Source organism: Nocardiopsis deserti, from assembly GCF_008638355.1.
Lineage (GTDB): Bacteria > Actinomycetota > Actinomycetes > Streptosporangiales > Streptosporangiaceae > Nocardiopsis > Nocardiopsis alborubida.
The window spans coordinates 299,298-319,374 of sequence record NZ_ML703349.1 but is presented as its reverse complement, the minus strand read 5'-3'; the positions used below and the strand labels follow the sequence as shown (position 1 = coordinate 319,374).

Below are 20,077 nucleotides of genomic sequence, written 5' to 3'. Positions count from 1 at the left end.
ACGGGGGTGCCGAACGGCGGCCACGGCGGACCGCGGCGCCCCCGAATCGAGGCTAGCCCCGCCCCGCCTGTCCCCACCAGCCACCGTCCACAGGCTGTGGATAATTCCGGTGACCCGCACCCTCCCGCCTGACAGGCTTGCGCGCATGAGCGACCACGACGGCAGCGACAGCGCTCCGGGCAGCCTGAGCGGCAACGGCAGCAGCGATACCGGAAGCAGACGCAAACGCCTCCTCCTCATCGGCGGCGGCTCGGGAACCGGCAAGACCACGGTCGGATGGGAGGTCTCCGTCATCCTCCAGCGGCGCGGACTCGCGCACTGCGTCCTGGAGGGCGACTACATGGACCAGGTGCACCCGGCCCCGCCCGGCGACCCCCACCGAGGCGGGATCACCGAACGCAACGTCGCGGCGGTCTGGGCCAACTACGCGGCGCTCGGCCACCGCCGCCTGGTCTACACGAACACCGTCAGCGTCCTGGAGGAGGACATGCTCCGCCGCGCCATGGGCGGCGGGGACATCGGGGTCACGAGGATCCTGCTCACCGCGGGCGAGGCCACCGTGCGCGCACGCCTGGCGGTGCGCGAGACCGGCTCGCAGCTGCTCCCCCACGTCGAACGCAGCCTGAGGGCGGCCGTGCACCTGGACGCCGAGGCGCCCGCGGGAACCGTGCGCGTGGCGACGGACGGCCGCACCGTCGAGGAGGTCGCCGCCCGGGTCGTGGCCGCCACCGGCTGGTGAGCCGCGGGCTCCGCCGCCTGTCGCCCGGGGCTCACCGGCCGGGCAGGCGCGTGGTTTCGTCCACAGCCTGTGGACAACCTTCGGCCACGCGGCGGTGAGGTCCGTGAGGGCCTACACCGGGGTTGGCGGAACACCCGCTCCGGGCCTCTCCGCGCACCACCGCGCGGTGTCCCGCAGGGAGGGACGGCCCCGTGCCGTGTCGAGCCGCTGGAGGGCCCCGGCGAGCAACCGCTCACAGCGCACCGACGCCACGTCCCCCAGGCGGGGCAGCACTTCGCGCACCAGGACGGCCTCCGCCTCCTCCCAGGACCGGGCGCGGGCCAGCGCCCACAGCAGGCTCACCATGGCGTGGAACAGGAACCGGCTTCCCGCCCCCTCCGTCCCCGCGGCCCGCACGTCCGCCCGAACCAGCTCCACCGCCCGGGCGAAGGACTCGGCGGCCGCGCCCCACTCCCCGGCGTCGGCGCTGGCCCTGGCCCGGTGCCAGGCGATCTCCGCCTCGGTCAGCCACCACGTCCACGCCGGATCGCCACGGCGCGGTCCCTCCAGGTACCGGCTGAGGGTCTCCCCGATCAGCCTCCGGGCCCGGACCCGATCGCCTTCCTGGGCCGCGGCACACGCCAGCCTCAGGGTGAACAGGGTGCGCACGCTCCCCGACAACCCCGCCGCCAGTGCCGCCTCGCACACCCGCCGGGCCTCGTCCGGCCGCCGCAGGTGGACGTCCTGCATCGCCAGCTGGCTGAGTGCGAAGTACTCCATGGAGCGGTCGCCCGCCCCGTGCGCGGCGTCCAGCGCAGCCAGGGTCATCCGCCGGGACAGGCGCTGGCGCTCGGCGTCGAAGGTCACCCAGCCGGCGACCTGGTGGAGCTCGGCGGTCGCGGCGAGCACGTCCGCCGAGTCGGGGAAACGCGTGCGGACCGCCTTGCGGGCCCGGGCGGCGGCGCGCACCGCGGCGTCCACGGTGTCGCGGGCGCCGTACCGGGTGTCCAGGGCGATGACGCGTGCGCTGACCGCGCGGATCGCCTCGGCTGCCTGTTCCGGCGAAGCCCGGAGTTGCACCGCCTCTGGGAACCCGACCGCGTCAGAACCCACAGGGGTCACCAACCGGCCCCGCACCGCCCTGTCGGCCGCGCGGGGAACCGGCACGGCTCGGCTAACGGCGCTTGCCGTAGGAGGTGGCCACGGACAGGAACGCGTCGTTCTCCTCGGGGGTGCCCAGGCTCACCCGGGCGCCCTCTCCGGCGAACGGGCGCACGGAGACGCCCTCCCTCGCGCACGCCTCGGCGAAGTCGAGCGTGTCCTCGTCCACCCGCAGCCACACGAAGTTGGCCTCGGTCGGCGGGACCGTCCACCCCGAGGCGACGAGCGCGTCGCGCACCCGGCCGCGCTCCTCGACGGTGGCCGCCACGCGCTCCAGCAGCTCCTCCTCGGCGGCCAGGGAGGCGATCCCGGCGGCCTGGGCGAGGTGGTTCACCGCGAACGGGACGAGGGTCTTGCGGACCGCGGCGGTCACCGGGGGGTGCCCCACGAGGAAGCCCAGGCGCACGGCGGCGAGCCCGTAGGCCTTGGAGAAGGTGCGCAGCACGGCGACGTTGGGCCGGTCGCGGTACAGGGAGACGCCGTCGGGTACCCGCGGGTCGCGCACGTACTCGCGGTAGGCCTCGTCCAGGACCACCAGAACGCTCTCGGGGACCCGGTCCAGGAAGGCGACCAGCTCCTCCTCGCGCACGGTGGTGCCGGTGGGGTTGTTGGGGTTGCACACGAGCACCATGCGGGTGTTCTCGGTGACCGCGTCGGCGATCGCGTCGAGGTCGTGCGTCTCGTCCCTGAGCGGGACCCGCACCGAGGTGACCCCCGCCAGTTCGGCGAGCAGCGGGTAGGCCTCGAAGGAGCGCCAGGCGTAGACGACCTCGGCGCCGGGCTCGCCGACGGCTTCGAGCAGCTGCTGGAGCAGGCCCACCGATCCGGCGCCGAGGGCGAGGTGCTCCTCGGGGACGTCGATGTGCCGGGCGAGCACGGAGGTGAGCTCGGCGGCGCCCGGGTCCGGGTAGCGGTTGAGCTCGGCCGCGGCCAGGGAGATGGCCTCACGCACCGACGGGAGCGGCCCGTAGGGGCTCTCGTTGGAGGACAGCTTGACCGAGCGCCCGTCGGGACCGACGACCTTCCGGCCCGGCTTGTAGGGCGGGATGCTCTCCAGCACCGACCGCAGATATGGCGATTTCGACTCCGACACCATTGTCCTTCCTCAATACTTTGTGCTAACCCCGAGACACTCTCAGCGACATCACGTCCGGGCCGGTCACCGCTCCCAGCGGAAATATCGCACAAAAGAGGAGATATCACCATGCACTTGCGTCCCTGCGCCCCGAACTCGGCACGGATCGTCGCTGGTCAACTCCCCCAGCCGCGAGAGAGGCGAGGATTCATCCGGTCATTGGCCCTCCCTGTGGCCGTGCCCGTCGCGGTCCTGCTGAGCGCGTGCGGCGGTGCCGCCGAACAGCCCGCCGACCCCGGCGCCGAGGCCGCGGAGGCACTGCACGAGGCGCAGCCCCTGCACGTCCGCGACGCCACGTTCGCGGCCGAGAGCAGCGAGCGCGGCACCTACTCCGAGCTTGCCACAGTGCGCTACAGCGAGCAGGTGCGGGCCGCCGCCGAACTCGACAAGCCCGAGTGCATGGACGCCGCCAACCAGTGGGCCGGTCTGGACGGGGTGCGGGACTCCCCCGCCTCCGTGGCGGCCTACGAGTGGCCCGAGGGCGCGGTCACGCACATGCTGGTGCGGCTGGACGAGGCCACGGCCGCGGAGGCGCTGTCCGCCACGCCGCCGCAGAGCTGCGACGAGTACACCGCCACCCACGAGGACGGAACCACGTCCGAGTACAGCGTGGGAGACCTGGAGGACGTGCCGCGGATCGGGGACGAGTCGCGGGCCTTCGCCGTCGAGGTGGAGTCCGGGGACGACAGGAACCGCATGGTCAGCCTCATGTACCGCAACGGCGACCTCGTCGGCAGCACGTCCGTCCTCGGAGACGGCGAACTGGAGGACTACGAGACGATGCTCGTGGAGTTCAGCGAGGCCGCGGTGGAGAGGCAGCGGCAGATGCTCGGGCAGGAGGCCGACCGCTGACCCCGAACCGGCACCGACTCCGGGGTCAGGTCCGGCCCGGGTGCGCGGCGGCACCGGAGACGGACCCCGGGGAAGCCGGGGCCCGTCGCGATGCCCTCATCCGGCCGGGGTCGGTTCGCGCCCGCCCCGCTCTGTCCTGTCGGTGTCCCCGTCCTGCCCGGCGGCGCCCTGTCCGGCCGTGTCCCAGCCGACCGACTCACCCTCGGCCGGGTCACGCTGCCCCGGAACACGCTCGTCCCGGACACGTTCGCCCCCGCCGCTCCCGTCCGGCCCGCTCTCGACGGGGTCCCACACGGCGGAGCGTTCCCGGGCGGTCCGCAGGCTGAGCTCGGCCCTGGCCTCGTCGTGCCGCCACGCGTCCCGCCTGGCCGCCTCCCTCGGGTGGAGGAGCCTGCGCGGCGGGCCGGTCAGCCCGATACGGGTGACCGCGCCGAAGGAGGCGACCACCGCTCCGCTCTCGCGGTCGACCAGGGCCGCGCGCACGGCGGTGCCGCGCCTGCCCCCGGTCCTGACCGCGTACACCACGTCGACACGGCGGCCCTGCCGCAAGCCGTCGTAGCGCAGGAACCTCCAGCAGCCCTGGCGCCACACGTCCTCGGGCTCGGACCCGAGCATCACCGGTTCGTTGACGCGCCACACGTTACTGCGGTGCAGGGTCCGCACGGTGCGGCGCAGCGGGACCTCGCGCAGCGCGCAGGGCTCCTCGCGCAGGGTGCGCGCGGCCGCGGTGCGCAGTTCGGGGCTGACCAGGGCCAGGAGCAGCAGTTCGGCGCCCAGGACCCCGGCGTGCAGCGGGGTCGGCGAGGCGACCACCTCCCAGCCCGCGGGTTCCAGGCCGAGCGTGGCCAGGGCGGCGGCCGACAGCAGCCCGGCGCGCGCCAGCGTCCGCCATCCGATCGGTGCCTGGCTCAGCCCGCCGAAGCAGCCGCAGCCCGCCTCGGGGTCGCGCCTGCGGATCACCACCAGGGCCACGACGGAGACGGCGAACACGACCGCGGTCAGCGCCCGCACCGCCTCGCCCAGCAGGCCGGTCAGCCCGAGCAGGCCGAGCGCCAGCGCGGCCTCCAGCAGGCCGGTGCCGACCGTGGACGCGCGGCGCAGCCGCTCCGGCACGAGGACGGCCAGGCCCGTGGCGGCCGCCCGCCTGGTGGTCTTGGCGACGGCTCCGACCAGGAGCAGCACCGCCAGGAGCGGTAGCTGCACCTCGCGGGCCGCATCGACGATCTCCGGGAGCATCGGTCATCCCTCCCCGTCGTGGACGGTGACGGTCGCGTTGAAGCAGCCGTCCTCCAGCCGCCCGCCGAGGGCGACGAAGCCGGTCATGGTCAGGGAGGCCAGCCGTCCCGCGCTCTGGCCGCCGCAGGAGGAGCACAGGTCGCACAGCCAGCTGTCGGCCGCGGCGCAGTCGACCACGGGAAGCGCCGCGGCCTCGTGTGTGCGGTCGTTGCGCAGGCTCAGGGTCGCCCCGGTGGACAGCAGCGGCAGCGGAACGCAGGAGGTGCGCCGGTCGCAGGGCCCGTCGTGGCCGACGGGGTCGAGCGCCGGGTAGGCGATCCCGTCGACGTGGGCGCGCGGGTCCACGTGGGAGGAGCGGCCCCACGCCGGGTCGTACCAGGTGGCGACGCCGCTCAGCGTGGTGGCGCGCCGACGCGGGGGCGGCCGGTGCGGTGTGGCTCCGAGCGGGTGGGGCGGCTGGGTCGTGGCGGGGCGCACGGCCCGCACGGCCCCCTCCCACCAGACGCCGACGGCGTCGAAGACGTAGCCGGGTTCCAGCCGCGGGTGGCGGACGGAGATCCGGCCCGAGGTGCGGTAGGGAAGGACGACGGTCTGGCGCGGACGCCCGTGACCGGGGTCGATCTCCAGGGTGTCGCCGTCACGGCTGACGATGACGCCGGTGGCGCGGGCGGTCTGGGCCCACACGCGTGCGGCGATGGGGTGGCCGCCGGGTACGCGCAGCACCACGGCGTCGTCACCGGCTCGGAGTTCGCCCGGGCCGACCTCCCCGCCCCGCCAGAACACGGTGGAGCTGTCGTACATGAAGTGCTCCTCGCCTCCCGGCACGGCCAGGCAGAGGATGCGCGCGTTGGCGCTGACGACCACGCCGCGTGCGACGCGGTGCCCGATCGGCGTGGGTTCGGGTGCGCTCGCGGCGCCGAGCACCGCGGCTGTGAACCTTCCGCGGTTCCGTCCGATCTCGGTGGTCACTGACATCTCGACTGAGCCCCCTCACCAGCACGACTCGTCGCTTCGTCCCCGTTGTCCAGACATGTCCCGGCGCCGCGGCCCCAAGCGACGCGTGGGGCACCCCATGGAACCAGAGAAGGGTTCCGCGCACACCGGGCTTCGCCCGTCGGGCGACTCGGGATCGCCCCACCACAGCCTGTCGTTACAAAGCTACGCATAGAACCCATAAATCTAGAAAGATTCATAAACACCCACAAGACCCCCCAAAACACAGGGGTTCCCGTGCGGTGGCCTCCACTTCCCCCGACCGGCGGAACCGGCCTCCGCCGCGGAGCCCGGCGGGCGGCACCGGCCCGCACCACGGGCTTCCCGACCGTCGGCGCCGCGACTCGCCGGGTCCGGAGACCAGGCACGGGAGGAGGACGTACCCCTGCGGTTCTCCGGTGGGCCGTTTGACGGCGCGTGGGACACACATGCCTGGATGTTTGCGTTGGCTGTGTGAGAGTTGGAGGGGAGAAACACGACGAAAGCCCGCGCAGCGCCCGTGAAGGTCGGTGGTCGGCGTGACAGGGACGACCCGGACGCCCCGGTACGACGAGTTCAGCCACTACGTGGCCGAGCGCGGACCGGCCCTGCTCCGGATGGCCCGGTCGCTGACGAGCAGCCACGCCGACGCCGAGGACCTGCTCCAGGCGGCCCTGGTCAAGACCTTCCTCGCCTGGGACCGGATCGCCAACCCGAAGGCGCGCGACGGGTACGTGCGCAGGGCCATGGTGAACACGCAGATCTCCGAGTGGCGGCGCAACCGGCTGGACGTCTACCCGACCGACGAGATCCCCGAGCAGCGCGTGGACGACCCCACCTGGCGCAGCGACCTGGCCGACGTGGTGGAGCGCGCCATCGACCGCCTGCCCGACCGGCAGCGGACCACGGTGGTGCTGCGCTACTACGACGACCTCACCGAGGCGCAGATCGCCGAACGGATGGGAGTGACGCTCGGCACGGTGAAGAGCACGCTGTCCCGCGCAGTGGACAAGCTGCGCCTGGACGCCGACCTCATCATCGAGCGGACCACCCACTGACCCGCGCGCACGGCGGGACGGTCCCTCAGCCCGGACCGACCGGCCGTGCGGCCGGTGTCGGGGGCCCGGGGACCTGCGGCCTCACACGGACGCCCCGGCCGGGGGCGGGGCCCCCCGTTCCGCGATCGCCGCGACGGTACGGCGCAGGGCCCTGTCCAGGGGGGTGCGCGGCCTCCAACCGGTCACCGAGCGGAACGCGGACGAGTCGACGACCATGTCGGTGAAGTCGGACGCCTGGGCGTGCCCGGGGGCCGGCACCCGGACGACGGACACCGGATCCCCGCCGGTGTGCTCGGCCACGAGCGCGGCCACCGTTCCCAGCACGTCGCCGAGCCGTTCGCTCCGGTCGCTCCCCAGACACCAGGGCCGCCCGGCGAGGGAGTCGGCGTGGTCGAGCGCGAGGAGGAAGGCGTCAGCCACGTCGTCGACGTACAGGAACTCCCGCCGCACCGCGCCGTCGTGCCACAGTGTGAGGGGTTCGTTGGCGAGCGCGCGCCGGACCATGGCGGCGACGACGCCACGGTCTCCCCCCGGGGAGGGGCCGAAGACCGTGGGCAGCCGCAGGGGGACGGCGCGCACGACCCCCTCGGAGGTCGCCTCGCGCAGGAGGGCCTCGGCCTCGTCCTTGCGGCGGTCGTAGGCGCTCACCGGCCCCTCCGGCTCCACGTGCCCGGACCCCAGGGTGCTCCCCCGCTGGGTGGTCGACCCCGCGAAGAGGACCGCCGGCGGCGGCCCCGCGCCCGGGCGTCCGCGCAGGGCCTCGATCAGTTCACGCACCACGTCCACGTCGACGCACCGCCCCGCCTCCCCGTCACCGGCCCCGCGCCAATCGCCGCGGTCGAGGATCAGGTGGATCACCGCGTCCGCGCCCTCCACGGCGCGCCCGACGGCCCCGGGGCGGGTGAGGTCGGCCCGGTGCGTGCGCACGTCCGCGTGGCGGCCGGGCGGCGGGTCCGGGACACGGCGTGCCACGGCGCGGACGACGGCCTCCCGCTGGGAGAGCGCCGAGGTCACCGCGGAACCGATCATCCCCGAGGCGCCGAGGACGGCGACCAGGGGGCGTGAGGTCCCGCCTTCCTCACGCACCCCCGTCACCGGCCGGGACGGACGTCACGGGCGTCGTTGCGGTACAACGCCTGCCAGTAGTAGGGCCAGAGGCTGTTCCTGTCGTCCGCCACGCAGATCCATCCCTCGCCCGGCCGGTAGGCGTCGACGAACACCGGCCCCCGCGCGGCGACCGCCCGGTTGTCGTGGATGTCGACGATGTCCCTCAGCACACCCGTGCTCAGGGCGAGGGACACGAGTTCCTGGCCCTGGGAGTGCCCGTCGAGGGAGGGGTCCAGGTACTTCCCGACCGGGTTGTTGACGTAGAAGCGGGCGCACCCGGCGTCCACGAGGGCGAGGTAGGCGCGCACGGTGTCCTCGTGCATCTCCGCGAACGAGTCGATGTTCAGGCAGAGGTCGAAAGGGGTCTCCCGGAAGAGGGTCTCGGCCTCCTCCACCCCGTGGAAGTGGATGCGGGCCAGCGTCGCCTCGTCCAGGACGGCGGCCAGGTACGTACGGCACAGACGCAGCGACGGGGCCAGGTCCACCACGTGGTAGGCGGCGACGTCGTGGTTGGAGAGGATGGCGTGGCATGTGCGCCCGTAGCCCGCGCCGATCTCCACGACGGTCGCCCCGTCGAGGGGGGTGTGGCCGGCGATGAACTCCAGTTCGCGCACCGCCATGAGGTAGTCCAGGCACACGTCCTCGCCGTCGTAGGAGACGGTGATGGGGGAGCCGACCCCGCGCCCGGAGATCCTCCTGAGCCTCTCCCAGTTCTCCGGGCTCAGCCCCGAGCACAGGGTGTGGATGAGGGTCTTCAGGTACCTGACCCCATTCGTTCCCGGATCCCAGAGCGCGAGTTTGAAATTGATCTCGCTCGACTTGAAATCGGACAGATCGGAGTCCTCGGTGAGCTTCGTTGCGTTGTAGTGCTCCCAGAGGGCACTGCTGCCGTACTTTTCGTCCATTTTCTCTCCGGGTCGGTGGGGGCCGCTCTTCGCTCTGGGGCGAACGTATCGATGAGACCAGGTCCGGTGTGGGTGGGGCGCCCGAATCTCCGCCTGGTCCGTCACTGTGGGGCAGGCCCATAGCGAATCGTCTGCTTTGCACGCGTATATCACAAAGGAGGCGCCATTCGCGCCTACGGTATCGTCGTCCCGCTCGTGCTCAGGAGGACTCCGTCGCGCGGGCCGGGGGAGAATCCGCCGCGTACGAGAGCACCGGCCCACGGTCCCGAGTGCCCGGGACGGCTCATCGGCGCCCGGGACAAAAGGAGAGACCGGACCATGGATACGACGAGCCCCAACTTCGACCACTCGTGCCGGATCTGCGCGGGCGAGGTCATCGAGTGCCTGGACCTGGGACAGCAACCGGTCTCCAGCGACTATCCGAGCGACGCCGCCGACGACTCGGGGCTCCGCTTCCGGCTGGCCGTGGGTGTGTGCGCGTCCTGCACCATGGTCCAGCAACTGGAGGAGATCCCACCGACCAGCATGTTCGGGAAGGCCTACCCCTTCCGCACCGCCACCTCCCGGCACATGGAGGCGCACTTCCACTCCACCGCCGAACGGCTCGTGCGCGGACTCGCGCGCACCGCCGACCCGCTCATCGTGGAGATCGGCTCCAACGACGGCACACTGCTGCGGACCGTCGCCGACGCCGGTGTACGCCATCTGGGGGTGGACCCCTCCTGCGACGCCGCGACGGCCGGGGTCCGAGTGCTGGTGGACTTCTTCCACGAGGAGACCGCGAAGGCGGTCCGGGCGGAGCACGGGGAGGCCGACGTCGTCTACTCGGCGAACACGGTCAGCCACATCTCCGGCCTCGGGGACGTCCTGCGCGGACTGGACGTCCTCCTCAAGCGGGACGGGGTCTTCGTCTGCGAGGACCGCTACCTGTCCGACATTGTGGCCAACACGTCCTTCGACCAGATCTACGACGAGCACTTCTACCTGTTCTCCGTGCGGTCGGTCCAGGCCCTGGCCGCGCGGTTCGGTTTCGAGCTCGTCGACGCCGAGCACCTCGACGTGCACGGCGGCTCCATGCGCTACACCATCGCCCGCGCGGGGACCCGGATCGCCTCCCCCTCGGTCACCGCGCTGCTGGACCGGGAACGTGAACTCGGTCTGGACGACCCCGCCACCTTCACCCGCTTCGGCGAACGGGTGGAGGCGATCCGCCGCGGACTCGTCGGGCTCCTGAGCGAACTGAGGGAGCAGGGGGCCGGCGTCGTCGGCTACGCCGCGACGGCCAAGAGCGCCACGGTCCTCAACTACTGCGGGATCGGCCCCGAGCTCCTGCCCTTCATCTGCGACTCGACCCCGGCGAAGCAGGGCCGCCTCGCCCCTGGCACGCTGATCCCGATCCGCTCCCCCGACGCCTTCGTTCCGTACCCGGACTACGCCCTGCTCTTCGCCTGGAACCACGCGGAGGAGGTCATGGCCAAGGAACGCTCCTTCACCGAGAACGGCGGGCGCTGGATCACCTACGTTCCCGAGGTCCGTGTCACGGGCGCCCGGCCCTGAGGGACCGGGTGACCGGCCTCATCCGCCGACGAACTCGCGGATGGAGGAGACGACGTAGTCGATCATCTCGTCGGTGAGCCCCGGGTACACACCGGTCCAGAACGTGTTCTCCGTGACGATGTCGCTGTTGGTGAGGTCCCCCGCCACCCGGTGCGGCCGGTCGAGGTAGGCCGGGTGGCGGGTCAGGTTGCCGGAGAACAGCAGGCGGGTGCCGATCCTGCGCGACTCCAGGAAGTGCACGAGCTCGGCCCGGGAGTAGGGGGCGTCGGGCTCGACGGTCATGACGAAGCCGAACCAGCTCGGATCGCTTCCCGGCACGGCCTCGGGGAGGATGATGCCGGGAACGCCGTCGAGTCCTTCTCGCATCCTCCCCCAGTTGTGCCGCCGTGCCTGCCCGAACCCGTCCAGCCGGGAGAGCTGGCTCAGCCCCAGCGCGGCGTGGAGATCGTTCGCCTTCAGGTTGTAGCCCACGTGCGAGAACGTGTACTTGTGGTCGTAGCCCTTCGGCAGGGTCCCCAACTGGTACTGGAACCGCTTGCGGCAGGTGTCGCTCTCCCCCGGCTCACACCAGCAGTCACGGCCCCAGTCTCGCATCGACTCCACGATCCGGGCGAGCATGAGGTTGGACGTCAGGACGCAGCCGCCCTCGCCCATGGCGATGTGGTGGGCCGGGTAGAAGCTGGCCGTCGACAGGTCGCCGAAGGACCCCGTGGGAACCCCCTTGTAGAGCGATCCCACCGCGTCACAGTTGTCCTCGACGAGGAACAGCCCCCGCTCCTCGGCCAGTTCGGCGACCTCCTTCACCGGAAAGGGGTTGCCCAGGGCGTGGGCGATCATGATCGCGCGCGTCCGGGGGCCGATGGCCTCCTCGATCCGGTCCACCGTGGTGTTGTACGTCCCGACGTCGATGTCGACGAACACCGGGACGAGGCTGTTCTGAAGGATGGGGTTGACCGTCGTGGGGAACCCGGCCGCGACGGTGATGACCTCATCGCCCGGGACGAGCCGCTGGTCCTCCAGCAGGTGGGAGGTGAGGGAGGACAGCGCCAGCAGGTTGGCGGAGGAACCGGAGTTGGTAAGGTGTGCCTTGCGCGCGCCCAGCCTGCGCGCGAGGAGCGTCTCGAACCTGCGCGAGCTGCGCCCCGCGACGATGCGCATGTCCAGGGCCGCTTCCACCAGGGCGACACGGTCGTCCTCGTCGAGTACCGCTCCCGACGGCCAGATCTCGGTCACCCCCGGTACGAACTCCCCCTCCCTCCCCTGCCGTAGCGACCTGTCGTAGGCACGTACGGCTTCCAGGACGACAGCCGCCTCCGCATTCGTCTCCATGCTGTTCTCCCCTGCTCGGTACTCGGCGGTCCTCGTCGTCGCCTGCTGCGCGTCCGACACAATAAGGGATGAAACGCGGTCCCGTCCTTGGCGCTATGACAGCATGGCCTCGCCGGAAACAGGCGTGCGCCATACTGACGCCGTTGTCCGACGGACCACGCCGACTCCGAAGGAGGGATCTGTGCTTTCGACTCGGGAAGGTGCTGAGGAAAAGCCGGTACGCTTGGGCGTGGTGGGATGCGCCGATATCGCCTGGAGGCGGGTTCTTCCCGCGGCGGCTGCGACGCCCTCGGTCACCGTCACCGCGATCGCCAGCCGTGACCCGGACAAGGCCCGCCGTTTCGCCGAACGATTCGACTGCGAGCCCGTCACCGGATACAAGGCGCTGTTGGACCGGGACGATATCGACGCCGTGTACATTCCGCTTCCCGTGGGAATCCGCCATGACTGGGTGGAAAACGCGTTGCATCGGGACCTGCACGTATTGTCTGAGAAACCCCTCACCACGAACGCGTCGTCCGCGGAATTCCTCGTGGGGGAGGCCCGCCGGCTCGGACTCACCCTGATGGAGGACTTCGCGTTCCGCCACCACTCCCAGCACCGCGCGGTGGCGCGGCTGGTGGAAGAGGGCGCGATCGGCGCCGTGCGCTCCCTGATGTGCGAATTCGGCGTCCCCGAACGCGCCGACGACGACATCCGCTACCAATCGGAACTGGGCGGAGGCGCCCTTTTCGACGTGGGTGTGTACCCGCTCGGCATCACTCGCGCGCTGTTCGGGGACGACCTGCACGTGGTCGGGGCCTCCTTGAGGTTCGGCCGGGGTGTCGATCTCGGCGGAGGGGTGTTGGTCGAGGCCCCCGGAGGCGTGACCGTCCACCTGGGCTTCGGACTGGGCACGGGCTACCGCAACACCTACACCCTGTGGGGTGAGAAGGGCTCGATCACCGTTGACAGGGCCTTCACCCCGCCACGGACCCTCGCTCCGCTCGTCGACCTGGAGACCGGTTCGGGCGCGCGCCGGATCGGCCTGGAACCGGATCACCAGTTCCTGAACCTGTTGGAGGCCTTCGCCGACGGGGTCAACGGGCGTGTTCCCGTCGCCACGGACCCGATCCTCGCCCAGGCCCGCCTCGTCGACCGGGTCCGAGCGGCGGCCGCCCCTTCCGGAGCGTGACGGCCGGCCCTCACAGCAGGTCGGCGAGCTCGCCCGCCAGGCGGTCGGGCGAGGGCATCGCGTGCATGGCCTCGCTCAGCCGGACGGCCCCGTCCCTGTAGGACGTGTCCGAGAGCAGGGCGTCCAGGGCCGCGCGAGTGCTCTCGGGGGTCAGGGACCCGTGGTCGAGCGAGATGGCCGCACCCTCCTCGGCCACCATGCCCGCGAGCATCGGGTTGTCGAACCAGTGGGGGACGATGACCTGGGGGACCCCCGCGTCCATCGCCGTGAGCACCGTGCCCCAGCCGCCGTGGTCCACCATGGCGTCGCAGGTGGCGGCGAGCAGGTGGAGCGAGGTGTGGTCGACGAGGCGGGCGTTGGGCGGGACCGTGCCCAGGCGTTCGCGTTCGGCGGGGGGCAGGGTCGCCACGACGTCCGCGTCCAGGTCCGCCAAGCCCTCCAGGACGTCCCGGAAGAGGGCGTCCCCCCGGTCCTGGGCCATCAGGGTGGTCCCGAGCGTGACGCACACACGGGGACGGGCCGGTGGCGTGCGCAGCCAGTCGGGGACGGCCGCGCGGCCGTTGTAGGGGACGTAGCGCACCGGCATGTAGCGCAGCCGCGCGGGCAGGCGCAGGGCCGGGGGGATCTGCTCGATCGTGGCGTGGCCGTTCACCAGGGTCTCGGAGAACTCCACCCCGTGCCGGGCGGCGATCCGGGTGAGCCAGGCGGCCAGGGGGTCCTCGCGCTCGTCCTCCGGCTGTTCGGCCCGCCGGGACAGGAAGCGCTCCCTGGTCCGCGCGAACAGGTCGGCACCCCAGAGGTAGCGGATGTGCCGGGCGCCGCAGGCCTCGGCGGCGACCGCCCCGGCGTAGGTCACCGCTCCCCAGACGACGAGGTCGGGGCGCCAGGCCCGGCAGAGGTCGACCAGGTCGTCGGCCATGGGGTCGTTGACCAGTCGCCACCACCAGGGGACGACCCTGCGGTAGCCGTCGACGAGGTACTCCCACGGAACCCGCTCGGCGGGCTCGCGGACACGACCGAACAGCGGCGCCTCACCCATGGCACCGTGCAGGTCGAAGGCTTTCATCGTCCGCCAGAGGGCGTGGTCGCGGCCGACGCCCGCGTACGGCAGGCCGGTGGCGCGCACGACCGGTTCGAGTTCGGGCTGGCTGGCCACGAGCACCTCGTGACCCGCGGCGCGCAGGGCCCAGCCCAGGGGAACCATGCCGAGGAAGTGGGGTTTCTCCGCGGCGACCGCGACCAGGACACGCATACGTGGGGCTCCTCCTCGCTCACAGGGGGAAGAGTAGAAGAGACCGCGCTACCCGTCCAACGACTCCAGCGGAGCCCCGAGCGCGAACTGGTACACATGGCGTCGCCCGGAGCGGTGCGCGTTCCCCGCCGCCCCATGCGCCCACCGCCACGCGTACGAGAGGAGAGCCGCACGTGCGAGTCGTGCTGGTGTCCCTGGCCGAGAGGACGAACTTCCTGAACCTGGTCCCCCTGGGCTGGGCGCTGCGCGCGGCCGGCCACGACGTGCTCGTGGCCAGCCAGCCCGCGCTGGGGCCGCTGGCGCGCGCGTCCGGTCTGCCGTACGCGAGTGTGGGCCGCGACCACGCGTTCTGGCGGCACCTCAAGGCGGTCTCCTCCTTCGACGCCGTGCGCGGTGGCGTGCCCCTGTTCGCGGACTTCGAGGAGGGCTTCGGCGGCAGGCCCTGGGACGAGGTGAGGGACTCCTACCGGCAGGTCGTGACGTGGTGGTGGCGGATGGTCAACGACCCGATGACCGACGACCTGGTCGACCTCTGCCTGGCCTGGCGCCCCGACCTCGTCGTCTGGGAGGCGGTGACCCACTCGGGAGCGGTCGCTGCCGAGGCCTGCGGCGCCCGGCACATCCGCTACCCGTGGGGCAGCGACCTCTTCGGTGTCGTACGCGAGACCTTCCTGTCCCGGTGGGCCGAGCAGCCGGAGGACGAGCGTGAGGACCCCCTGGCCGCCTGGCTCTCGCGGACGGCGGCCCGCCACGGGGTGGAGTTCTCCGAGGCCCTGGTGACCGGGCACGCCACCGTCGAACAGATCCCCTCCGACCTGCGCCTGCCCACACCAGAGCACATCCACTACCTGCCGGTGCGCTACGTCCCCTACAACGGTCGCGCGGTCGTCCCCGACTGGCTGCGCACACCGCCCGACCGCCCCCGCATCGGCCTGTGCCTGGGCAGCAGCACCGCGGAGTGGCTGGGCCGGTTCGGGATGGACACGCGCGCGGTCCTCGAAGGGCTGGCGGACCTGGACGCGGAGGTCGTCGCCACCCTCCCCGACGCCGAACGCGAACGCCTGGGCACCGTCCCCCCCAACACCCGCCTCGTCGACTACGTCCCCCTGCACGCACTCGCCCCCACCTGCGCCGCCATGATCACCCACGGAGGCACCGGAACCGTCCTCAGCGGCCTCGCCCACGGCGTCCCACAGGTCATCTCCCCTCGGCCGACCTACGACGAGGCGCTCGTGGCCCGTACCGTCGCCCAGCGGGGTGCGGCGATCGCGCTCGATCCCGAAACCGTCACGAGCGGGGTCATGGCACGGACCATGCGGACCCTCCTCGGGGACGCCCGCTTCACGTACGCGGCGCGCGCCCTGGGCCAGCAGGTCGCGGACATGCCCTCTCCCGCGGAACTCGCCGGACGGCTCGCCGACGACGACTGGTGAATCCCGCGCAAGGCGAAGAACCCGCTCCCGTCCGATTCACTCCCCTCCGGGTCCGGGGCTCTCGCGTTGCGGATCCGTACAGGCTGGTCTCGGGTGATGCCGTGGAGAAGCACGGAGTACGGGAGGACGACACGACGGGCACAAGGCCTTACGGATAGTGGCGGCTCGACAACTCTGTGATTCTTCGGGCCCGTGCCCGTTTTCGCATGTCAGAACCCGGCCATACCCCCGCGCCCCGTCCAGGTCCGGCATTCGTGCGCTCCCCGGAAAAACGCGAGAACTCCGGGGCCCTGCCTATGGTTCACTGTCCGGCATAGGGCAGACCGCCGCTGGAAGTAGGTCCATTCCCCCTCTCCTATCGCCCAGCGAACGGCAGACAGAGCCGCAGAAGACCAAGAGGAACGCGATGCCAATTCTTGAAGCAAGAGGTATCACCAAGAGGTACGGAGACCACCTGGCCGTCGACGACATCAGCTTCTCCGTGGCCGAAGGCGAGACGTACGGCCTCCTGGGACCCAACGGCGCCGGCAAATCGACGACGATCAAGATGATCGCCGGAATCTCCACGAGGGATGCCGGCGATATTCATATCAACGGCATCGAACACGGTCCGACCAACCAAAGGAGCAAGTCCCTCATCGGCTACGTCCCGCAGGAAGTCGCCGTTTACCAAGAACTGAGCGCCAGGGACAACCTCCGCTTCTTCGGACGTATGTACGGCCTTTCGCGCACTGAGGCCAGGAAGCGGGCGGACGAGGTCCTGGAGACCGTCGGACTCACGGACCGCGCGCGGGAAACCGTCTCCAAGTACTCGGGCGGAATGACACGGCGTCTGAACATCGGTGTCGGCCTGTTGAACCGCCCCCGCCTGCTCGTCCTCGACGAACCGACGGTCGGAGTGGACCCCCAGAGCCGCCACTCCATCCTGGAGAGCGTCCACGCACTGGCCCGGAGCGGGATGTCGGTCCTCTACACGACCCACTACATGGAGGAGGCGGAGCAGTTGTGCGACCGCATCGGCATCCTCGAAGGAGGCAGGATCCAGGCCGAGGGAACCCAGCGGGAACTCGTCGCACAGGTCGGTGAGAACGACACCGTCCTGGTCGATCTCGGGCCCGGGGACGGGGACTTCACCGACGCGCTCGTCGCGATCGAGGCCGTTCAGGAGGTCACCGTCGAGGGCGACCGTCTGCGGCTGCTGGCGAGAGACGCCCGCGACTGCCTCCCCACCGTCATGAGGGTCCTCACCGAGAACGGCGCCGACATCCGCTCGATACGAATCCAGGAACCCGACCTGGAGAGCGTGTTCCTGGGGCTGACCGGCAAGGCCCTGAGGGAGTAGCGATGACGACGACCCTCTCGGCGGTCTGGACGATCGTCGTCAAGGACATGCGCCGGTACGTACGCAACGGCGGCCTGCTGACCTTCGGACTGCTTCTCCCCCTCGGAACCGCCTTCTTCTTCAACCTGGTGCTCGGCGGCGGTTCCGCCGAGCGGGACCCGTCCGTCTACGCCGTCGCCGACACGGACGAGGGGGAGATGGGCTCCCGGTTCGTCGACGAAGTCCTGGCCCCCCTGGAGGACGAGGGGGTCCTGCGGATCGCGGAGGCCGACTCCGAGGATGAGGCCCGGACGATGATCGAGGACCGGGACGCGCGGGCCGCGTTCCTCATCCCCTCCGACTTCACCGAGGCCCTGGAGTCGGGTCGGGAGACGGTCCTGACCGTCGTCGGCAACGCGAACTTCACCATGGAGACGCACATCGCCCGCGAGATCGCGAACGCCTACTCGACCGAGCACATGCGCCTGCGTCTGACGGTGGCCGCGAGCTTCGAGGAGGAGCCCTCCCAGGAGGAGGCAGAGGCCCTGATGGCGGAGGCCGCGGCGGCGCCGCCCCCGCTCCGGATCGCCGAGGAGGACGGAGTGCCCAACCGTGAGCTGGACACCTCCAGTTACTACTCGGCGTCCATGGCCTACTTCTTCGTCTTCTTCGCCGCGATGCTCAGCGTGACGAGCATCTTCGAGGAACGGTCGCAAGGCACGCTGGCACGCCTCCAGGCGGCACCCGTGCCGCGTCAGGCGATCATCCTGGGCAAGCTGGCGGGCGGTCTGATCGTCGGTCTGACCAGTATGGCGGTCCTGGCCCTGGTCACCTCCACCGTCTTCGGCGCCGACTGGGGCCACCCCGCCGGCGCGGCCGTACTCATCGTCACGGGCGTCACCGCCGCCATCGGGCTGACCGCCGCCGTGGCCGGCTTCGCCCGGGAGGGCGACCAGGCCGCGAACCGCGTCTCGGTCCTGGCCATGCTCATGGGCGTGCTCGGCGGAGCCCTCGTCCCGATCTCCCAGCTCAACGCCTTCGCCTTCCTCGGCTACCTGACCCCGCACCGGTGGTTCCTGGAAGGGCTGGTCGGACTCACCTCCGACGACCTCGCAACGGTCGTCCTGGCCTGCGGGGTGCTCCTGTCCATCGGTGTGGCCGGCTTGTCGGTCGCGATGTTTCGCATGGGACGGATCGTGAACTCATGAAGATCCTGGTGATGGGTGCCATCAATCTGCGCCGCGTCTTCAGTGACCGGGCGAACATCTTCTTCGTCGTGCTCCTGCCGTTCCTCATGGTCTTCGCCGTGGGTCTGATGCACGGCGGCGACCGCCCCCTGCTGGCGGTCGCGGACCAGTCCGGAGGGGAGCTGAGCGAGCGGCTGGCCGACGCCCTCGCCGAGGACGACCGGCTCGAGGTCGCCGACGTCGGGGAGGACGAAGCCCTGTCCCTCGTGGAGGACGGCGCCGCCCAGGCGGCCCTGGTCATCCCCGACGACTACGACTCCCGGATCGCGGAGGGGGACTCCGTCGAAATCCGCCTGCTCACCAGGGACGACAGCCAGGCGGGGGCCGACGTGGCGACCTGGACCCGGTCCCTGGTCGCCCGCGAGTCCTCCGTGCTGAGCGCGGCCCAGGTGGCCGACTCCGCTGGGGACGACGACTTCCTCGACCTGGTGGAGACCACCGCGAGCGCCGATGTCCCGGGGGTCGTGGTGGAGACGACCACGCTGGGCCAGGCGCCCTTCCCCGAAGGCCTGTCCTCCCACAGCCTCGCCGCCCCGCCGATGCTGCTGCTGTACACGTTCATCACGGCCCTGACGACTTCGTTGACCATCGTCCAGGCCAGGAACTCCGGGATTCTGCGACGCCTGTACGCCACACCGACGTCGGCGTCCGGCCTCGTCCTCGGCGAGGTCCTCGGCCGGTTCCTCATCTCCCTCACGCAGGCACTGCTCATCCTCCTCGGCTCGGCGCTGGTGTTCGGCGTCGACTGGGGGAACCTGTGGGTCACCTCGCTGGTGGTCGCCGCCTTCTGCCTCGTCAGCAGCGGTGCCGCACTGCTCCTGGGCAGCACGGTGCGCTCCGAGGGAGGGGCCATCGCCGTCGCGGTGGGCGTCAGCCTGGGAGCCGGCGCGTTGGGAGGGACGATGGTCCCCCTGGAGGCCTTCGGCAGCGGATCGGAACTGACCGTGTCCTTCCTGACCCCCCACGCCTGGGGCTACACCGCCTTCAGCGAACTGGTCCGCGAACAGGCGGGCCTGGTCGAGGTCCTCCCCCAGTTGGGCGTCCTCCTGGCCTACGCCGCGGTGCTGCTGGCCCTGGGCACGTGGCGGTTCCGTGTCATCCTCACCCGCTGACCCGTCCGGGACCGCCGCGCGTCCACCGTGACCCGGCGCGGCCCGGCAAGGACGCGCGGCCCCCTGGTTCTGTCCCGCCAGCGGGACAGAACCAGCCGGCTCCACGGTCCGCGGCCCCACGGATCCTCTGAATCCGCTTCGTTGTTCGCTATTGTGCGAAAATCCCCGAGAGCAGCAGGAAAGTGCACAGAGGAAAGGAATATCGGCAATGACCGAAATCAGTCAGGGCGACGTCCTGTCGGAACTCATGGCACAGGCAAAGGCCGTCCTCATCTTCGCGTCAAGTGATCCTCAGGCGGAAATCCCCGACCCCTCGATGGATGACATGGACTCCTTTTCGATCGTGCAGATCATCCTGATGCTGGAAGAGGTCTACAACGCGTCCCTGCTCGAGGAGTTGTCGGAGTTCACGGGGAAGACCTTCGAGGAGATGGCGGGATTCCTGGCGGAACGGATCCGTTCCCAGCAGACGGTGTGACGGGAGGCCGGGATCCCGCCGCCCGGGTTC

At 71.2% G+C, this 20,077-nt stretch carries 18 protein-coding genes; 10 read left to right on the top strand and 8 right to left on the bottom strand.

The features are described 5' to 3' along the window. Positions 1-145: 145 nt before the first annotated feature. Positions 146-739, top strand: coding sequence for a hypothetical protein (locus FYW99_RS06545; protein WP_150251052.1), 594 nt, complete (start codon positions 146-148; stop codon positions 737-739). 111 nt (positions 740-850) lie between these two features. On the opposite strand, the gene FYW99_RS06540 is transcribed toward FYW99_RS06545, so the two are convergent. Further along, positions 851-1,798, bottom strand: a complete 948-nt coding sequence (locus tag FYW99_RS06540; RefSeq protein WP_150251051.1) for a DNA-binding protein — start codon at positions 1,796-1,798, stop codon at positions 851-853. Positions 1,799-1,892: 94 nt separating this feature from the next. Next, positions 1,893-2,975, bottom strand: coding sequence for a histidinol-phosphate transaminase (gene hisC / locus FYW99_RS06535; RefSeq protein ID WP_150251050.1), 1,083 nt, complete (start codon positions 2,973-2,975; stop codon positions 1,893-1,895). 210 nt (positions 2,976-3,185) lie between these two features. Between hisC and FYW99_RS06530 the strand changes: the two genes are divergently transcribed. Then, positions 3,186-3,866, top strand: a complete 681-nt coding sequence (locus tag FYW99_RS06530; RefSeq protein WP_150251207.1) for a hypothetical protein — start codon at positions 3,186-3,188, stop codon at positions 3,864-3,866. Positions 3,867-3,962: 96 nt separating this feature from the next. Here FYW99_RS06530 and FYW99_RS06525 read toward each other — a convergent pair whose 3' ends face one another. Both FYW99_RS06525 and FYW99_RS06520 read right to left on the bottom strand, forming a co-directional pair. Continuing rightward, positions 3,963-5,102, bottom strand: coding sequence for a MauE/DoxX family redox-associated membrane protein (locus FYW99_RS06525; RefSeq protein ID WP_150251049.1), 1,140 nt, complete (start codon positions 5,100-5,102; stop codon positions 3,963-3,965). A gap of 3 nt (positions 5,103-5,105) precedes the next feature. Beyond that, complete coding sequence (locus FYW99_RS06520; protein WP_150251048.1) at positions 5,106-6,077, bottom strand: hypothetical protein; 972 nt, start codon at positions 6,075-6,077, stop codon at positions 5,106-5,108. A 527-nt stretch (positions 6,078-6,604) separates the two neighbouring features. On the opposite strand from FYW99_RS06520, the gene FYW99_RS06515 reads away from it, so the two are divergent. Further along, positions 6,605-7,132 carry a SigE family RNA polymerase sigma factor gene (locus FYW99_RS06515; RefSeq protein WP_150251047.1) on the top strand — a complete coding sequence of 176 codons (528 nt, stop codon included), beginning with the start codon at positions 6,605-6,607 and terminating at the stop codon, positions 7,130-7,132. 81 nt (positions 7,133-7,213) lie between these two features. On the opposite strand, the gene FYW99_RS06510 is transcribed toward FYW99_RS06515, so the two are convergent. After that, entirely contained in the window at positions 7,214-8,218 is a 1,005-nt protein-coding gene (locus FYW99_RS06510) for an NAD-dependent epimerase/dehydratase family protein (RefSeq protein ID WP_223838805.1), read from the bottom strand. 5 nt (positions 8,219-8,223) lie between these two features. Next, a complete protein-coding gene (locus tag FYW99_RS06505) occupies positions 8,224-9,144 on the bottom strand; it encodes a putative sugar O-methyltransferase (protein WP_150251046.1) in 921 nt (306 codons plus the stop codon). A gap of 318 nt (positions 9,145-9,462) precedes the next feature. Between FYW99_RS06505 and FYW99_RS06500 the strand changes: the two genes are divergently transcribed. After that, positions 9,463-10,701, top strand: coding sequence for a class I SAM-dependent methyltransferase (locus FYW99_RS06500; RefSeq protein WP_150251045.1), 1,239 nt, complete (start codon positions 9,463-9,465; stop codon positions 10,699-10,701). A gap of 18 nt (positions 10,702-10,719) precedes the next feature. Here FYW99_RS06500 and rfbH read toward each other — a convergent pair whose 3' ends face one another. Further along, a complete protein-coding gene (rfbH, locus tag FYW99_RS06495; protein WP_150251044.1) occupies positions 10,720-12,030 on the bottom strand; it encodes a lipopolysaccharide biosynthesis protein RfbH in 1,311 nt (436 codons plus the stop codon). Between the two features lie 103 nt (positions 12,031-12,133). Between rfbH and FYW99_RS06490 the strand changes: the two genes are divergently transcribed. Further along, positions 12,134-13,204: a Gfo/Idh/MocA family protein gene (locus FYW99_RS06490; protein ID WP_150251043.1), complete on the top strand. Its 1,071-nt coding sequence runs from the start codon at positions 12,134-12,136 to the stop codon at positions 13,202-13,204. Positions 13,205-13,214: 10 nt separating this feature from the next. Here FYW99_RS06490 and FYW99_RS06485 read toward each other — a convergent pair whose 3' ends face one another. Then, the gene (locus tag FYW99_RS06485; RefSeq protein WP_150251042.1) at positions 13,215-14,456 is read right to left on the bottom strand and encodes an activator-dependent family glycosyltransferase; all 1,242 of its coding nucleotides are present in this window, start codon (positions 14,454-14,456) and stop codon (positions 13,215-13,217) included. A 173-nt stretch (positions 14,457-14,629) separates the two neighbouring features. Here FYW99_RS06485 and FYW99_RS06480 point away from each other — a divergent pair, with 173 nt between their 5' ends. From FYW99_RS06480 to FYW99_RS06460, 5 genes are all read left to right on the top strand, one after another. Further along, positions 14,630-15,889 (top strand): nucleotide disphospho-sugar-binding domain-containing protein, encoded by a 1,260-nt coding sequence (locus FYW99_RS06480; RefSeq protein WP_150251041.1) that lies wholly within the window; start codon positions 14,630-14,632, stop codon positions 15,887-15,889. A 406-nt stretch (positions 15,890-16,295) separates the two neighbouring features. Next, on the top strand, positions 16,296-17,231 hold the full coding sequence (locus FYW99_RS06475; protein ID WP_150251040.1) for an ABC transporter ATP-binding protein: 936 nt from the start codon (positions 16,296-16,298) through the stop codon (positions 17,229-17,231). A gap of 2 nt (positions 17,232-17,233) precedes the next feature. Then, the gene (locus tag FYW99_RS06470; RefSeq protein WP_150251039.1) at positions 17,234-18,418 is read left to right on the top strand and encodes an ABC transporter permease; all 1,185 of its coding nucleotides are present in this window, start codon (positions 17,234-17,236) and stop codon (positions 18,416-18,418) included. Further along, positions 18,415-19,569, top strand: a complete 1,155-nt coding sequence (locus FYW99_RS06465) for an ABC transporter permease (RefSeq protein ID WP_150251038.1) — start codon at positions 18,415-18,417, stop codon at positions 19,567-19,569. The genes FYW99_RS06470 and FYW99_RS06465 overlap by 4 nt, the downstream gene beginning before the upstream one ends. Before the next feature lie 208 nt (positions 19,570-19,777). Continuing rightward, positions 19,778-20,047, top strand: coding sequence for a hypothetical protein (locus tag FYW99_RS06460; RefSeq protein ID WP_150251037.1), 270 nt, complete (start codon positions 19,778-19,780; stop codon positions 20,045-20,047). The last annotated feature ends 30 nt before the right edge of the window (positions 20,048-20,077 follow it).